Origin of the sequence: Thermococcus sp. EP1 (assembly GCF_001317345.1) — an archaeon.
In the GTDB taxonomy this organism is placed as follows: Archaea; Methanobacteriota_B; Thermococci; order Thermococcales; family Thermococcaceae; genus Thermococcus_A.
In genome coordinates this window covers 119,799-135,553 of sequence record NZ_JXCG01000006.1, presented here as the reverse complement: position 1 = coordinate 135,553, position 15,755 = coordinate 119,799, and the positions used below count along the sequence as shown (strand labels likewise).

Below are 15,755 nucleotides of genomic sequence, written 5' to 3'. Positions count from 1 at the left end.
ATTTTAAAAAGCCTACAACTCTTTGACTTTTATCCGTTCTTAGTTTAAACCAAAGGTGAATAACATTTTTATGAAAAAACCTTTAAAGTGGAGGGCTCTTTATTTTACATTGGTGAAATTTCATGCGCCTTAGTGAACATCCTATTTTGAATTTTGAAAAAGTTCGAGGAAAAGAAGTAACTATCTACTTCGAGGGGACACCAATAAAGGCCTATGAGGGTGAAACAATTGCCATGGCGCTCCACGCTGCAGGGATAAGAACATTCCAATACTCAACAAAAAAACACAGGCCTCGGGGATTGTTTTGTGCAATTGGAAAATGTTCTTCTTGTCTAATGAAGGTTAATGGTATCCCAAACGTCAGGACATGTATAACTCTCGTTGAGGATGGAATGCAAATAGAAATGCAGGAAGAAAAACCGCTACTACCAAAAACTAAAAAGCCGCCAAAATGGAAAGAGCCGCCTAGAATTGAGGCGGATGTTATTGTGATAGGTGGTGGCCCGGCTGGAATGATGGCTGCTATTCATGCACGGGATGCTGGGGCAAAAGTAGTTCTATTAGATGAGAATCCAATGCTTGGTGGTCAGCTGGTTAAACAAACCCACAAGTTTTTTGGAAAGAGGGAGCAGTTTGCCGGAGTTAGAGGAATTAAAATAGCTGACATACTTGAAGAAGAGCTGAGAAAACGAAACATTGAACTTTTCTTAGAAACTTCTGCTATAATGCTTCTGCAGGAGGGAGAGGAAAAGCTGGTGGTTGGGGTCAGAAAGAACAAAGAACTCATTGAGTTTAAAGGAAAAGCCGTTGTGGTTGCAACAGGAGCAATGGAAAGGATGATTCCGTTTGAAAATAACGATTTACCAGGAGTATATGGGGCTGGTGCAATTCAAACACTTATGAACACTTATGGAGTAAAACCTGGGGATAAAGTCTTAATTGTTGGGGCCGGTAATGTTGGGCTTATCTTGGCTTACCAATTATATCAAGCGGGAGTGAAGGTTGAGGCAATAGTTGAAGCAATGCCCAAAGTAGGAGGATATTTTGTTCATGCGGCTAAGATTAGACGGCTTGGTATTCCAATATTGACAAGACACACAATCCTTAGAGCTGAGGGCAAAGAAAAAGTGGAAAGGGCAATTGTGGCCCAGCTTGATGAGAACTGGAAAGTTATTTCTGGAACAGAGAGAGTCTTTGAAGTTGATGTAATCGCTTTAGCCGTGGGATTAAGGCCGAGTATAGAACTTTTACACCAAGTCGGCTGCCAAATTAAGTATGTCCCAGAACTTGGAGGACACGTAGTAATTAGGGACTCAAGGATGGAGACAACTATAAGGGGAATCTTTGTTGCTGGAGACTCTGCGGGAATTGAAGAAGCTACGACAGCAATGCTCGAAGGAAAGATAGCAGGAATTGGGGCAGCTTTAGGTGCAGGGGTGGCTTCTCCTGAGTGGCTCAAAGAAATAGAAAAAGCTCAGAAAGAGCTTGAAGAGTTCAGAAGCGGTCCATTTGGAAGTAAAGTTCTTGAAGGTCTCAAGAAGGTGGTGGTAGAATGAGTGAAATCCCTCACTATTTGAAAGAAGGATTTCTAAGCGTTGAAGAGTTGAAAGAGTACGTTGGGTTGCCGAGTGAGGAGAGATTAAGGCAAAGGCCAGTGGCAGTTCCAGAGTGCCCGCAGGAAATCCCGTGTACTCCGTGTGCGGAGATCTGTCCTACAAACGCTGTTCTCATGGAGCATCCAAACGCGGTTCCTGTTGTTGATTATGAAAAATGCATTGGCTGTTCTCTTTGTGTGCAAATTTGTCCAGGATTGGCATTTTTCATGGTTCACTACATTGGAGAGAAAGCAAAAGTGACAATGCCTCATGAAGTTCTTCCAGTCCCGCAGGTTGGAGAGGAGGTTGTTCTGCTAAATAGAATTGGAGAAGAAGTAGGAAAGGGAAAGGTTGTAACAGTGATTCCAAGAGAGAAGAGCAAGGGAGATACACCAATAATAACTGTAGAGGTGCCCCTCGAATTAGCTTGGGACGTTAGGGCTGTAAAGGTGGTGAGAGAATGAACGAAAAAGGCGAGAAGATAATCTGCAGGTGTAATGAGGTAACTGTGGAAGAAATTGAAGCCCTCATTGAACAGGGAGTTGAGGACATTGAAATGATAAAAAGGCTTCTCAGAATAGGCATGGGACCATGCCAAGGAAGAACCTGTCTTCCAATGGTTATCAGTATATTAGCAAGGAAAACCGGTAAAAGCCCAGATGAAATAAAGCTTCCTGCAACGAGAATCCCAATTAGACCCGTTCCAGCAGGAGTTTTGGTGGGTGAGATGGATGAAGAGTAAAGCAGAGGTTATTGTTATAGGTGGAGGAAGTACTGGTACATCGATAGCTTATCACCTTGCTAAACTTGGTGTTGATGTTGTTCTTATAGAAAAAGGCTACTTAGGGAGTGGATCCACGTTTAGATGTGCCACTGGGATTAGACAGCAATTCACTGATGAAGCCAACATAAGGCTTCAAAAATATAACGTTGAAAGATGGAAACGGCTAAGTGAAGAGCTGGAATATGATGTGAATTTCAAGCAAACTGGGTATCTTTTCCTTGCCACAACGGAGGAAGAAGTTGAAGCTTTTAAGCAAAATATAGAACTTCACAATAAGTTTGGTGTTCCCACGAGGCTTATAACACCGGAAGAAGCGAAAGAAATAGTGCCCTTACTAAATGCTGATGAATTCTTGGCAGGTCAATGGAATCCTACAGATGGAAAGGCCAATCCATTTAAAACTGTTTTTGCCTTTGCAAGAAAGGCTAGGGAGTTGGGTGCTGAGATCTATGAATACACAGAAGTAACCGATGTCATCGTTGAGAATAAAGAAGTCCAAGGGGTAAAAACTAACAGGGGTATTATAAAAGCGGATGTAATAGTAAATGCAGCCAATGCATGGGCCCCAATAATAAATGAAATGGCTGGTTTGGGGAAGGAATTCATTCCAATAAAGCCCTACAAACATCAACTTGTGAAGACTGAACCTCTTAAAGAAGGCCAAATTGAACCCTTAGTGTGTCCACCAGCATGGAATGATTCTTATGTAATCCAAGATGGAGAAGATGGTGGAGTTCTTTGTGGAACAGGAATAGAACACGGTCCCACTTATGACATGACACCCACTTACGACTTTCTGAGAGGCGTGCTTAAATGGGCTACTCGTATAATCCCAGCACTTAAATATGTACACATATTAAGACAGTGGGCAGGTTTTTATGCGAAGACTCCTGATAGCAACCCCGCAATAGGCAAAATAAACCATATAAACGGTTTTTATATTGCTGCTGGTTTCAGTGGTCATGGTTTCATGATGGCACCTGGTGTGGGAGAGGCAATGGCAGATCTCATAGTTAAAGGAAAGACAAAAGTACCTTTAGATTGGGACTGGTACGACCCACACCGCTTTGAAAGAGGAGAACTTAGAAGTACAGCCTTCCAAATTGGTTGAGTTTTCTTTATCCTCTTTTTCTTAAGATTTGTTCGTGTGAAAAGATTTTTAAATTTAAACTTGTTCAGTAGGGATGGTGTAATCCTTATCTCCTTTGTGTTGCTCATCGGAAAGTCGTGAGGTGATAAAATGAAACGTTGGAAATCTGTAATCCTGAATACACTTGTAATGACAGCTGGATTTGGAACTCTGAGTATGATGAGTGTAGCTAAACCCGATATAATATCTCACTTTGGAATAAGTGGAGAGGCTTACGATCTTCAACATGTAGCCTATGTCTTTGGTCTCTTTATAGCATTTCTTTTAGGTCATACAAAACTTTATGAAGGGAGTTTTAAGAGGAGTGTTGCTATAGCCCTTAGTTTTGCTGCAATACCGCAAGCTGTGATTCCTTATGTTGGAAATTGGCATCTAGTGGTACTTTTAAGGTTTATTCAGGGTTTTGTCGTGAGTTTAGTGCCTCTGTTTAGTACGCAGATAGCTAACTACTTTGTGGCCGAGAGACCATTTGCTAAAGGTATAATCCTCTCTGGAATCTTTTGGGGTGGTGTTTTTGGTTCAATGAGTGCCAAATATTTGGTAAACGCTCTTGGCTGGAAATCAGCATTTTTGGTGACTGTTGTTGTAATGTATGCTGTTCTTTTAGTATGGTGGTTATTTACGGAAGACTTTGAGATAGTCCACAAAAGCGAGAAAAGTACAAAAGTTAACATTTGGAGCATGAAATTTACTTGGGTCCTTGGATTTACATTTTTCCCTGCCTTGTGGGTGATTTTCACAATAGTTGGTTTCTCATCATCTCTAGCTTATGCGCTCGGATGGAACAAAAGCCAAGTGGCAAACTTAAGCACGACTTTGAATATCTCAAAGGCTATTTGGTCAATAGTTATGGGCTTTGTCGGATTTCAGCTTTCTAAAAGAAACACTACTGCCAGGGGGCTTTTCAACGCGATTGTACATGTGATGATACTCTCTTATGCAATATCTTTTGTAGGTTTGGTGGTTTACTCCAAAGCCATGCTTGATGGGAGTTACTCTTTAGCTTTGGCTTCAGTATGGCTTATAGGGGCCCTCCGAGGGACAGGACCAGCTTTTTGGACGTCCGCTCCTGCTACATATCCAAGGAGCATATATCCAAGAGCTTCCTTTGCATTGGGATTAATATCCAATTCAGCTAATGCGGTGGCTCCCTCTATAACAGAAGCACTTGCAAGGCAAAGTGAGACATTAGCACTTGGGGAATTAGCCCTCATGCCACTCTTGGGCATATTGATCTTGATTACTGTTTCAAGAATGAAATTGCCAGTAGAGGAGCTTGGGGAGGACGCTTAAATTTGCATTCTTTTTGTTTTTGCCATTTTTTCAAATCTTACATCGGGGTAGGGAGGTAATTTTTAAGGCAAGGATAGGAGCTTAATCAAAAGCTTTTTAACCTTATAATTTTTGAATGTGAGTGAAAGCAAAAATTTAAATACGCTTGTGCTAAGCCGGCCATTAGTCCGGCATATTTTCACGTTCACAAATTAAGGAGGGATTAAGAATGGCAAGGAACAAGCCTGTAGCGAAAAAGCTTCGTTTGGCAAAGGCAGCTAAGCAAAATAGGAGAGTCCCTGTGTGGGTTATTGTAAAGACAAATAGAAAAGTCCTAACTCATCCTAAGAGGAGATATTGGAGGAGAACAAAGCTTAAGGAGTGATGAGAGATGGCAGAGGAGAGAGTTTACGTAGTCCCGATTAGAAAGATCATAAAGATAGTTCCAAGATGGAAGAGAGCACCAAGAGCTGCTCGCTACGTTAGAGAGTTTGTAGCAAGACACACAAAGGCAGATGAGGTTATCATAGGTACAGACGTTAACGAGAAAATCTGGGAGCGCGGAATAGAAAAGCCACCAAGCAAGCTCCGTGTTAAGGTCACTATTGAGGAAAGAGAAGGCGTTAAGGTGGCTGAGGTCCACCTTGCTTGATTCTTATATTTTCCAATGAGGGAAGGCCGAGGGTGTGAAGATGCACATTGAGAGACTTGACTTTGAGAATTCACCGTACCTTGGAGTTTTTGGGTTAGCTAGTGATAACTTTGCCCTGATCAGAGAGGGCCTTCAAGAAAAGAAGCTTGATGTGTTAAGGGAAGTTTTAAAAGTCCCCATCATAGAGACGAGCATAATGAAATCTAGGATAGTTGGCATCTTTGCTGTTGCTAACTCAAGGGCAATTGTTGTTCCTTACTATATCTGGGATACGGAGCTCGAGAAAATTAGAACTACCCTACGAGAAAACGGTTTTGATGTTAGTGTGGAACCAGTCTTGAGTAAGTTAACTGCCTTTGGAAACTTGATCCTTGTGAACGACAAAGCTGCTCTAATTAGTGCGAAGTTCACAAGAGAAGAAGCAAAACAGTTTGAAGACATATTTGATGTTGAAGTGGAAAGAGGAATAATAGCTAACTATCATGCCGTTGGAAGCGTTGGAATCGTCACTAACAAAGGTGGATTAGTCCACCCGGAGGCTACTGATGAAGAGCTTGAATGGCTCGAAGGTCTCTTTAAAGTTGATTTTTATGTTGGAACCGCCAACATGGGTGTGCCCTTTGTGGGCTCATGCATGATTGCAAATTCCTTTGGTGTTGTCGTTGGGCATCTTACAACGGGTCCTGAAATAGTTAAGATTGAAGAAGCACTAGGATTTTTGGGGTGAGGGGCAATGGAAGTTAAGGTATTCCGCGTTAAGGGGATCTTTGAAAAGGAAGGGAGAAAATTCAAATTCACCAAGGAATACAGAGCCCTAAAGCCAGAAGATATTAAAGAGCTTGTCTTTTCAGAAATTGGAAGCAAACACCGTGTTAAGAGGTCAAAGATCGTCATAGAGAGCATCGAAGAGATAAAACCAGAGGAAGCTGAGAACCCAATCGTTAAGAGACTTACCTTGGAACTCGCTTGATGTTTTATCTTTTTTACCAACACTCTTAAAAACTTCTTTAGTTATTCTTTTTGGTGGTGGAAATGGAGAATAGGGAACAACTTGAGAGGTTGGCTTATGAGTATCAGCTTTTACAGGCACAAGCACAGCTTTTGGCTCAAAACCTTGAACTCTTAACCCTTGGAAGGAATGAGTTCCAAGCCGTGAAAGAGACACTCGAAGGACTGAAGAACGTTGAAGAAGAAAATCCCGAGATTCTGGTTCCAATAGGTGCAGGTTCATTTCTGAAAGGAAAAATAGAGGACAAGAACAATGCAATTGTTAGTGTAGGTTCTGGCTATGCAATCGAAAAAAGCATTGATGATGCAATCACGTACTTGGATGAGAGAATTAGAGAATATGATGAGGCTATAAAAAAGACCCAGGAAGCTCTTCAGCAGCTTGAGGGCAAACTCCAAAACTTAGCCCAAAAGGCTCAAAAATTACAACAAGAGCAAGCCATGGGGTTTAAAGTCCCCAAGAAGTGATCTCTTTTTCTTCTTTCTCTGGAAACACCTCAAATTCAACTTCTTCTTTCACGTCTGGTTTGAAGGGTATATCCAGTGCAAGTCTAAGGAAAAACTTTCCATGCCCTGCTATTATCCTTCCGAACTTTCCAGCTCTAAGGATCTCAAGAGGAGTTGTATTCTCATAGTGGCCTATTATTACTATTGGTTCTGCTGGGAAGGCATATTCAAATATTCCAAAATCTTTAGTTTCTCCTATAGGTTCTTTGACGATTCTGTTGTGTTTTGATATCAGTTCAATCTTAGCCCTTCGGGCCCTGTTGAGATTTGCTTGGATGATGATTTTGATTCCATTTTGGGTAGTTTCAACTTTGGCCTCAGCAAAGTCTTTCTCAGTTGATACACTAAAACTTTCCTGTGGGAGTAATATTTTGTAATTTGGCTTGGCGTGAAGAATTATGATGTCTTTGTATTCTTTATCTAGGATTCTAATTCCGGGCAAATGCACGTCTCCTTCGCCATCTTGGGCTATTGACAGTAAAAATGGTTTTGTTTCAAATTTAAAGGAGCTTAGTGCTTCTTCACTTTCCTTTAGAAAACTCTTGAATACATGATAGTGCCTGCTCTTCCCGCTTGAACTCCAGTAAGCATAAGCATCAAAATATCCAACTTCTGCTCTCAAGGGTTTTAGAAAACTTATTTCATTCTCGCTGATGGAAATGATTTCTTTGATATTCTTTACTTTTTCAAAGGACTTTCTTGAGCGATAAATGACAAAACTCATTAAACCAACCCAAAGGGCAATGAATCCAAGTACTCCAGCTCGATACATTATGGGAATTGTAGGGTTTTTGAGTACTATTACACCTATGGGAACGGTGATAAGTATTCCAAATAGCAGAACAAAGTACAGAACTTTGGTTTTTCCCATTAAGATTATTATCCTCATTATAGTTCTCACCCTAAAGATACACTAAATTTTATATTTTCTCTTATGGCCTTCTTTAGAGGGTATTTAAGCTTAGCTTCAACTTCAAATTCCCCATGTCCACTTATTAAGGAGGCTTTTCCAAAAGCATTTGCAAGTTCTTTTGGAGTGATCAAACTTTCATGAGAGATTAGTAGAATAGGCTCTTTGATAAACTCATAGTTAAATTCTCCCTCTTCATCTCCCCAGAAAAGTAATTCCCTCGTGTTATCCCCTTTGAGTATTACTTCCACCTCCTCAGCATCTTCGAGATTTAGTGAAACTCTACCTTTAAAGCCAAATTGAGTCGGATTGAAGGTGATTTGGGCGAGATCTTGAGAAGTTGAAAGCATTAGACTCGCTTGAGGAAATTGAAATACATATTTTGGAAAAATATAGAGAATCAAAATTCCATTATCAAGGCTGAATCCAGGCAATTCAACTCTTCCAGCACCACTAACGTCTACTTCAACTCGATATTCTTTTGGTTCTAATGGCAACTCATTTGTTGTTATTTTTTCCTCTTCCTTAAATTTTCTTGAAACCAAAAATAGTATGCCATCATAATGTTTTCCACCCACGCGTTTTCCAATTACTATACTACTGGAACATAAGAGAGTTCCTTTCTTGATTTTCTCTTCTTTAGAGAGAAGGATAATGTTGTCTTCTAAGGTGATGTTCTGAGAGAAAGACTGTACGAGTCTTTTTGTCTTTCGTTTTAAAAATGAGAGTTTGGAATCGGGGACAAGGGTTATTTTTCTCATTAGGTTTTCCCCCGATACCATTCTATGGTCTTCAAGAGACCTTCTTCGAGGGAATATTCTGGCTTAAAACCAAGCTTTTTAATTTCACTTATATCGGCTTGACTGTGCTTTATATCGCCGGGTCTTGGCTTGTCAAAGAGTATTGAGCTTGAAGAATCTGTAACCTCGATGATTTTAAGGGCGAGCTCTAAAATAGTTGTTCTCTCTCCCTTTGCGACATTGAATACTCTCCCATTTGTTTTACTGCTCTCAGCTGCCAGTATGTTGGCCTTAACAACATCCTTAACATAGATGAAGTCTCTTGTCTGCTTTCCATCGCCGTAGATAATGAGGGGATCTCCTTTAAGGGCTCTGTTGATAAAGATGCTTATAACCCCGGCATACTGGTTATACCCTTGTCTCTCCCCAAAGACGTTGAAGTATCTCAAGCTTACGGTTGGGACTCCATAGAGCTCATAAAAGACTTTGCAGTAATACTCAGCAGAGACTTTTGTTATCCCATAGGGCGAGAGAGGTTTAGGCTTTTCACTCTCTTTTAGGGGTAAGTTCTGGTTATCCCCATAGACAGCTGCGGAGGAAGCAAAGATTAGTTTCCCATGTCCATCACTCAAGGCTTTTAAAATATTTAATGTGCCTAGAACGTTTATTTCTTCTGTCAAGAGTGGTCTTTCTACACTCTCAACCACACTCACAAGAGCCGCCTCATGAAAGACGTAATCTGCTTGAGAAATCAGCTCCGCTATGCTTTTGTAATCCCTAATATCAGCTTGAATGAACTTTACATTTGGTGGAATATTCTTGATTTTACCAGCATAAAGATTATCAATAACTATAACATCATTATCTTTGCTAAGCTCCTCGGCGATGTGTGAACCTATAAAGCCAGCTCCTCCTGTGACAACAATGAGTTTGTTTTTTATCATGGCTTTCCCTCACTCTAAATTCTTCTTGGGGAATTTATAATTTATGGAACCTACCAGATAGTGGTTAAATAAGATGAATAGCATTTCGTGAGGGAGAAACATTTTTTATCTTCTTTTCCAACAAATTAAGGTGAGGCCATGAAGAGAGCATCCTTTGTGTTATTCTTCATTGTTATTGTCTCTACCTTTCCTCAAGCCTCTGCAGAAGCTCCTGAAATAATCATTGAGGTAAATCCAAACCTTGAGCTTTTTGCTGTTGTGTATATCTTAGCATTTAACGGGAGCGACCCATTTATAATAGCTCCTCAGAGATATATTAGCGATGTTTTGACATATTTTGATTCCTACAGAGATCATCCTGCTGTGTATTTGATGAGAGAGACAATTCCTAAAGATTTGCCTCACTATATGAGAGACTACTCAATAAATGGATTTGCGGCAAAACTGACATCTACGCCCTATCTTGGCAATATGAGTGAAAATGACCCTATTTTAAGTGAGTTTTATAGAGCTCTCGCGAGTTTTGCAAAGGAGAGCAACTTTATGGAATTCTATGAGGCCCATAGAGGAGAATACGAGAAAGTTTTAGAGCCGGCCAAAAGAGCACTCACTTCAGAGCTCTTTCAAGAGTTCGAGGAGTTATTTGGATATCAGTATAAGACTTTTCACATAGCTCTCTCCTATTCCTTGAGAATTCACCCTGGGAGCAGAGTGATTGGTGAAGTTGCGTATTATTTTGGCTACGTTGCTTTTATGCCTGAATCCTACTCCACGATTTCTTACCTTTTCTTGGCCACTCACGAGTATTCTCACACGTTTATCAACCCTCTTGTTTCAAAGTACTTATCCGAATTTTCGGAGCTTGAGTATTACCTTCAGGAGGTTAGGAGTGAGATCGCTTATGCAACTTATGACAAGCACTTTGATACAAACTATGTCTATCTCTCTGAGAACCTTGTGGAGGCATTAACAAATTATCTCCTCCTGAACTTTAAGCACGAACTTGTTCATGATCTCCCAAAATACTTTGTCTTAAGGGATCATACACTGGGATACTACCTGGTTAGGGATTTAATGGGAGAGTTTGAGATTTTTGAGAGTTCGAAGAAGACAAGTGAGACCTTTGAGGATTATATCCCAAGGTTAATAGAGCACATGAAAGAATGGGCAACTCCGGAAAACGTTAGTGAATACTTTGAGAAGAGAGTTCCACCCAGTGGGTTTAGACTTTTTGACAGAGGTTATTTGGAAGGGGAAGTCATAATAGTATATGGAGCTAAAAATCCTGATCCTAACGGCATAGAGTATGACAAAGAGACTGCTTTTATGCTCAAAGAGCTTATAGAAGAAGATGATATCTGGAGGCTTTACAACGGCAAGCCAAAAATTACCGTAAAAGCTGAGAACGAGCTAAACGAAGAAGATCTAAAGCAAAACCTCGTACTCATTGGAGGACCAGCGGCAAATGGGATAGTGCAAAACCTAACAACTCTTCCCCTGAAATTTGTCTTCAACGGCTCATGGATTTTAGAGAAGAATGTAACTAACTTTGAAACTTTTACAAGTTTCGCTATTGAAAAAGAGGTTTATACGGAACTTAAGGAAAGGAGTAAAATCATTCATGGTTATCCTCTGGGAGTTGTTGAGGTCATAAGGAATCCTTGGAACGAGGAAAACCTTTTAGCAATAATAGCTGGAGTGGATAGATACTCTACCAGAAGACTAGCAAAAGACTTCAGGGCCTATCCTCGTAGTTACGGCATTGAAAGCGGCAACTACACAGAAGTCGGATTTTATGTGCCTAGTGGTTAAAAGAGTTTGACATATTTCTGTTAATTTTCACCATTTGCCTTATCCGAAACTGTTTTAAAGATGTTATTCTCTTAACTATGGGTAAGGAGCCATGCCAAGCTACATAGTTGTTGGTGGTCAATGGGGAGATGAAGGAAAAGGTTCAATAATCGCTTATCTCGCGATACACGATAAACCAGAGGTCATAGCAAGGGGCGGAGTAGGAACAAACGCTGGACACAGCGTTTTTATAAACGGGAAAAAATATGCGGTAAGACAACTTCCTACGGGGTTTATGAATGAAAATGCAAGACTTCTAGTTGGGGCTGGAGTTTTAGTTGATCCTGAGGTTTTCTTCCATGAACTTGAACACTTAAAGGACTTTAATGTCGAGGGAAGGGTAGGCCTTGACTATCGTTGTACTGTAATTGAACCAGGGCATAAAGAGCTTGACCGGAGTAATGGTTATCTCCATGGGAAAATAGGAACTACTGGCTCTGGCTGTGGGCCTGCAAATGCAGATAGAGCATTAAGGAAAGCTAAGCAGGTAAAAGACCTTAAAGAACTTGAACCTTATCTAACAGATGTTGCTCAAGAGGTCAACGATGCCCTTGACGAAGGCAAGCTTGTTTTGGTTGAAGGGACACAGGGATTTGGATTAAGTCTCTATTACGGAAGCTATCCCTACGTTACTTCTAAAGACACTTCGGCCTCTGCAATGGCCAGTGACGTTGGAATAGGGCCAACGAGAGTTGACGATGTAATAGTGGTCTTTAAGAGCTTTCCAACGAGGGTTGGTGCTGGGCCATTCCCCACAGAGATGAGTGAAGAAGAGGCAGATCGCATGGGCCTTGTTGAATACGGCACAGTTACGGGAAGGAGAAGAAGAGTAGGATGGTTTGACTTTGAATTTGCACGCTATTCAGCCAAAATAAATGGTGCTACAATGCTAGCAATCACAATGCTCGACAAATATGACAAAGAGGCATTTGGAGTCACAGAGTTTGACAAGCTTCCAAAGAAAGCAAAGGATTTCATAGCAGAAATAGAGGAGAAGGTAGGCGTTCCTGTTGGGCTGATAAAGACAGGGCCTGAGCTTGAGCACATAATTGACTTAAGAGAAAATATTTAGTGAAGAAACTCCAGAATTTTTCTTTTAATTACTTCTTTTTCCATTGTTGCAATCTCTTCTAGTGAGTACTCTTGTTCAAGCCGACAGATGAATTTGTAGCCAAGATAGTAGCCTAGGTATTGTTGTCCAAAAAGGGTGTACCAGGAACCAAAGAATGGATTTAAAGGCTCTTTTTCTTCAACTCTTCTTAAAAATTCTTTTTTGATAACTTCTTCATTCCCCTCACACCACTCAAACCAACCCTTTTCTTCGAGATGCCACGGTCTTCCGCTTATTAAGTCTTCAATCCTCTGAGCAAATCCTTCTGTGTAAAGCCACATTATTTGTTCATCTTCAAGGTTTTCTACATTTTCTTTTCTTAACAGCCAGTGAATTAAGTGGCCGAATTCATGTGCAGCAAGGCCCTTAAGCTTTTTGTACCATCCAAGCTCGGCAATGGCCTCAAGGCCGAAGAGGATTGAAGGCTTTCCATTAAATTCTGTGACCCATCCAGCTCCATTTTCAAGACCGACGTAGATGACGATATTATAATCCGGAACATCAAATAGCTTCTTCACTTCTTCTTCCACTTCAGGAAGAATCTTCAAAAGATTCTCATGGGCAAGCTTCAGTTCATCAGCACTTCTTTTGGAGAGGAGTTTTAGATATTCATGCCAATCCATCTTATAACGCTCATAGTCCCACTTTATTTTCTCAAAGAGTTCTGGGTAGTTTTTAATGTACTCAATCCATGAATCTTTACTCCCATCCCAGTACTTTAGGAAACAGGGAAAAGTGTCGATCAGCATCAGACTCCCCACCTTTCTCCTTCTTTAAGTTCGACTTCGAATTTATAAGAAGCTAGTTCTTTTCTTCTAGGTTTTGGTAGCTTGAACTTCAAGAGGAATTCCCCATGTCCAAGGACAATTTTTGAAAAGTTCAAAGTTCTTAGCAGGTTTTCTACACTCAAACTTCCGTAGGAACTGAATATTACAACTCTTTCGTTTGGAACCATGGAGTATCTAAACTCTTCCGCTGAGGAATCTGCTATCTTTACATTAGTTTCAGGAGTCTCGGGGGCACTTAAAAATATCTCAACCTTCTCTCGTTGGTTTGGTAGTTTATAAAGCCTTCCTACTAACTCTTTTTCTTCTCCCCTTATCTCAACGTTCATATTGCTCCTTAGAATTGAAGGTGCGATGAGCTTTTTGACAGTTACTTTCCCTTTATTGGTCATGAAGAGGAGTACTGTTCTTTCATAGGCCCTTGTTAGTATTTTAATCGCTGGAAAGCTGGCAAATCCTTTTTCGTAAGTAGCCACGAATTTGAACTCTTTCTCTGGAAATTCAAAGATTGAAGTCTTTTTTCTTTCTATAACCTTGAACTCCTTTTTCGAACCCATTCTTTCAGGAGAGTTGAGAAGCTCCATTCTACCGTACTCAAATTCAAGTTCTATGGGGAAGACTAAACGATTCCCCTCGAAGATTGTTTGTTTAGCTAGTAGAGTGGCCTTTTTGGGTCCTTCTCTTATTTTCTTCAGGCAAAAGGCCAGAATACTCATCACAATTACCGCGAATACCAGATATGCCAACACTCCAAGGAAGGCTTCTCGGGAAGCCCCACTCCTTACAAGTGTAAATAATATCACAGAGATGATAAGGAGAAGGAGGATTAGGAAGGCCATGAATAGCCCTGTGAGAAATTTTATTTCGTAGGACTCTAGGACCAACTTTTTCATTTATATCATCTTCTCTATTTTTCCTGCCTCAGGGATTAATAGGAGTTCTTCAGAGTTCACTGGGGCATGGCTCTCTTTTGGGCCCTTCACATGTTCAAGAAGCCATTTCACTATTGTGTTGTGAAATTCTTCTCCCCATTCTGGGTCATCAAATATTTCATGATATGCACCATTAAATTTTTTGATGCTCTTGTCTTCAACTTTGAGTCGTTCAAAAAACTTTATTGCTCCTTCTGGAGGAGTTATTATATCTGCAGTTCCAATAAGGAGTAAAACAGGAACTTTTATCTTTTCAGCCTCTTGATGCGCTTTTTTCATGTTCTCAAAAACACTTTTTCCAAGTGCAGCAGAGATTCTGTCGTGAACTAACTCATCCTCTACATATTTCTTAACAGCCTCTTTGTTTCTTGAGAGGAACTTTGGGTCCAGTCCATTGCTAAGAGTTATGGTAGGAATTAAAGTTCCCAGTACCTTAGCGAGAGGTACCATAAAGCTTGGTGTCTTGGGACTTTTAGCTAAAGCAGGGGAGGATGCTATAAGTCCTTGAATACGGTTAGGTCTTGTTTCAGCATATCTTATTACAGTAAGACCACCAAGGCTGTGGCCAAAAATGAAGGGCTTTTCCCCAATTTCCTCAATGATACTATCTATTATCTCCATCGCCTGTTCTATGGTTGCATGTCCTCTTTTTCCTCCACTTTTGCCATGACCAGGCCAATCGAAAGTATAAAGTGCAAAACCAGCGTTGTTGAGCATTTTTATAAGCTTATCATATCGCCCACTATGCTCTCCGAGACCGTGTACGAGAACGACCCATCCTTTCTCAGGGTTTCCAAATTGAGCTTTATATAGCATAGGAGACACCATAAAAATTTGAATATAAAAGTTTAAAAATGTACCTTATGGCACATTGTGGTGCACTATTCGAGTTTTAACTTATCTTTTATTTCTACTGGTAGCCTGTCATAAAATTCTTTTAATGCCCTAATTAGTTCTACCAGATCTTTGGCGGTTAGTATTGTCGTTTTAGAACCAAGCTCCAAAACGAGTGCATTGTATTTCTCTGGGCTGATTTCTTTAGGATGAAGAAATTCGCTCTTCTTTGGAATTAAGTTTATCTCGCCAATCTGTCGTGATGAAGGAATATCAAGCTCTTGTTCATCGATTGACATTTCTCTAGGACAATCAAACCTCTCTACAAGTATCTTTATGTCTACTATCGGTGTACCGTCGTTGGCGTCGATCCAGTCTATATAAAGTCTGTTTCTTTCAATACGATGTATTTTGAGGGCATAAATCGCAAGGGGATTCGGTCTAACGGGTGAGCGCGTAGCAAAGACACCTTTAAGGGGATTTTCTGGGTTGTTGTATGGATGAACTTTTAGGATTTTTCTTTTTTCCGGCGTATCACTCTCATGGAACCACAAAATTAGCTTAATCCAATCACCTTCGTTTAGGCCTTCAAGGGCCTCAGCGAACTCGGGGTAGATTTCGAGGAACGTTTCGCTGTCTTTATGAACTCTTCCGATTGGAATTAGCTTGAATTTTTCCAT

At 40.5% G+C, this 15,755-nt stretch carries 19 protein-coding genes; 12 read left to right on the top strand and 7 right to left on the bottom strand.

The genetic code is table 11. The annotated features are described in order from the left end of the window. The first annotated feature begins 122 nt into the window (after nt 1-122). The 10 genes from EP1X_RS06440 to pfdA all read left to right on the top strand — a co-directional run bounded on the left by EP1X_RS06440 (nt 123) and on the right by pfdA (nt 6,929). Entirely contained in the window at nt 123-1,556 is a 1,434-nt protein-coding gene (locus EP1X_RS06440; RefSeq protein ID WP_055282838.1) for an FAD-dependent oxidoreductase, read from the top strand. Further along, a complete protein-coding gene (locus tag EP1X_RS06435) occupies nt 1,553-2,059 on the top strand; it encodes a 4Fe-4S binding protein (RefSeq protein ID WP_055282836.1) in 507 nt (168 codons plus the stop codon). The genes EP1X_RS06440 and EP1X_RS06435 overlap by 4 nt, the downstream gene beginning before the upstream one ends. Further along, nucleotides 2,056-2,337 (top strand): (2Fe-2S)-binding protein, encoded by a 282-nt coding sequence (locus tag EP1X_RS06430; protein WP_015848924.1) that lies wholly within the window; start codon nt 2,056-2,058, stop codon nt 2,335-2,337. The genes EP1X_RS06435 and EP1X_RS06430 overlap by 4 nt, the downstream gene beginning before the upstream one ends. After that, complete coding sequence (locus EP1X_RS06425; RefSeq protein WP_055282834.1) at nt 2,327-3,490, top strand: FAD-binding oxidoreductase; 1,164 nt, start codon at nt 2,327-2,329, stop codon at nt 3,488-3,490. The genes EP1X_RS06430 and EP1X_RS06425 overlap by 11 nt, the downstream gene beginning before the upstream one ends. A gap of 129 nt (nt 3,491-3,619) precedes the next feature. Continuing rightward, the gene (locus EP1X_RS06420) at nt 3,620-4,822 is read left to right on the top strand and encodes an MFS transporter (RefSeq protein WP_055282832.1); all 1,203 of its coding nucleotides are present in this window, start codon (nt 3,620-3,622) and stop codon (nt 4,820-4,822) included. Nucleotides 4,823-5,030: 208 nt separating this feature from the next. Next, entirely contained in the window at nt 5,031-5,186 is a 156-nt protein-coding gene (locus EP1X_RS06415; protein WP_055282831.1) for a 50S ribosomal protein L39e, read from the top strand. 6 nt (nt 5,187-5,192) lie between these two features. Next, nucleotides 5,193-5,453, top strand: coding sequence for a 50S ribosomal protein L31e (locus tag EP1X_RS06410; protein WP_055282829.1), 261 nt, complete (start codon nt 5,193-5,195; stop codon nt 5,451-5,453). Nucleotides 5,454-5,493: 40 nt separating this feature from the next. Further along, nucleotides 5,494-6,180 (top strand): translation initiation factor IF-6, encoded by a 687-nt coding sequence (locus EP1X_RS06405; RefSeq protein WP_055282827.1) that lies wholly within the window; start codon nt 5,494-5,496, stop codon nt 6,178-6,180. Nucleotides 6,181-6,186: 6 nt separating this feature from the next. Then, the gene (gene rpl18a / locus EP1X_RS06400; RefSeq protein ID WP_055282825.1) at nt 6,187-6,423 is read left to right on the top strand and encodes a 50S ribosomal protein L18Ae; all 237 of its coding nucleotides are present in this window, start codon (nt 6,187-6,189) and stop codon (nt 6,421-6,423) included. Nucleotides 6,424-6,485: 62 nt separating this feature from the next. After that, the gene (gene pfdA / locus EP1X_RS06395) at nt 6,486-6,929 is read left to right on the top strand and encodes a prefoldin subunit alpha (protein WP_055282823.1); all 444 of its coding nucleotides are present in this window, start codon (nt 6,486-6,488) and stop codon (nt 6,927-6,929) included. On the opposite strand, the gene EP1X_RS06390 is transcribed toward pfdA, so the two are convergent. The 3 genes from EP1X_RS06390 to EP1X_RS06380 are packed head-to-tail and all read right to left on the bottom strand — an operon-like array spanning nt 6,910 to nt 9,562. Beyond that, nucleotides 6,910-7,857, bottom strand: a complete 948-nt coding sequence (locus tag EP1X_RS06390; RefSeq protein WP_055282821.1) for a hypothetical protein — start codon at nt 7,855-7,857, stop codon at nt 6,910-6,912. The two genes, pfdA and EP1X_RS06390, sit on opposite strands and share 20 nt — an antisense overlap. 8 nt (nt 7,858-7,865) lie before the next feature. After that, entirely contained in the window at nt 7,866-8,639 is a 774-nt protein-coding gene (locus EP1X_RS06385) for a hypothetical protein (RefSeq protein ID WP_055282820.1), read from the bottom strand. Next, nucleotides 8,639-9,562 (bottom strand): SDR family oxidoreductase, encoded by a 924-nt coding sequence (locus tag EP1X_RS06380; RefSeq protein ID WP_055282818.1) that lies wholly within the window; start codon nt 9,560-9,562, stop codon nt 8,639-8,641. Before EP1X_RS06380 ends, EP1X_RS06385 begins: the two co-directional genes overlap by 1 nt. A 138-nt stretch (nt 9,563-9,700) precedes the next feature. Between EP1X_RS06380 and EP1X_RS06375 the strand changes: the two genes are divergently transcribed. Then, nucleotides 9,701-11,374: a DUF4932 domain-containing protein gene (locus EP1X_RS06375; RefSeq protein ID WP_055282816.1), complete on the top strand. Its 1,674-nt coding sequence runs from the start codon at nt 9,701-9,703 to the stop codon at nt 11,372-11,374. Between the two features lie 91 nt (nt 11,375-11,465). Next, nucleotides 11,466-12,485 carry an adenylosuccinate synthetase gene (locus EP1X_RS06370; protein ID WP_055282814.1) on the top strand — a complete coding sequence of 340 codons (1,020 nt, stop codon included), beginning with the start codon at nt 11,466-11,468 and terminating at the stop codon, nt 12,483-12,485. Here EP1X_RS06370 and EP1X_RS06365 read toward each other — a convergent pair. The 4 genes from EP1X_RS06365 to tsaA all read right to left on the bottom strand — a co-directional run bounded on the left by EP1X_RS06365 (nt 12,482) and on the right by tsaA (nt 15,755). Then, a complete protein-coding gene (locus EP1X_RS06365; RefSeq protein WP_055282812.1) occupies nt 12,482-13,273 on the bottom strand; it encodes a hypothetical protein in 792 nt (263 codons plus the stop codon). The genes EP1X_RS06370 and EP1X_RS06365 overlap by 4 nt on opposite strands. Beyond that, nucleotides 13,273-14,202 carry a hypothetical protein gene (locus tag EP1X_RS06360; RefSeq protein ID WP_055282810.1) on the bottom strand — a complete coding sequence of 310 codons (930 nt, stop codon included), beginning with the start codon at nt 14,200-14,202 and terminating at the stop codon, nt 13,273-13,275. Before EP1X_RS06360 ends, EP1X_RS06365 begins: the two co-directional genes overlap by 1 nt. Beyond that, a complete protein-coding gene (locus tag EP1X_RS06355; protein ID WP_082391507.1) occupies nt 14,203-15,057 on the bottom strand; it encodes an alpha/beta hydrolase in 855 nt (284 codons plus the stop codon). 65 nt (nt 15,058-15,122) lie between these two features. Then, on the bottom strand, nt 15,123-15,755 hold the full coding sequence (gene tsaA, locus EP1X_RS06350; protein ID WP_055282809.1) for a tRNA (N6-threonylcarbamoyladenosine(37)-N6)-methyltransferase TrmO: 633 nt from the start codon (nt 15,753-15,755) through the stop codon (nt 15,123-15,125).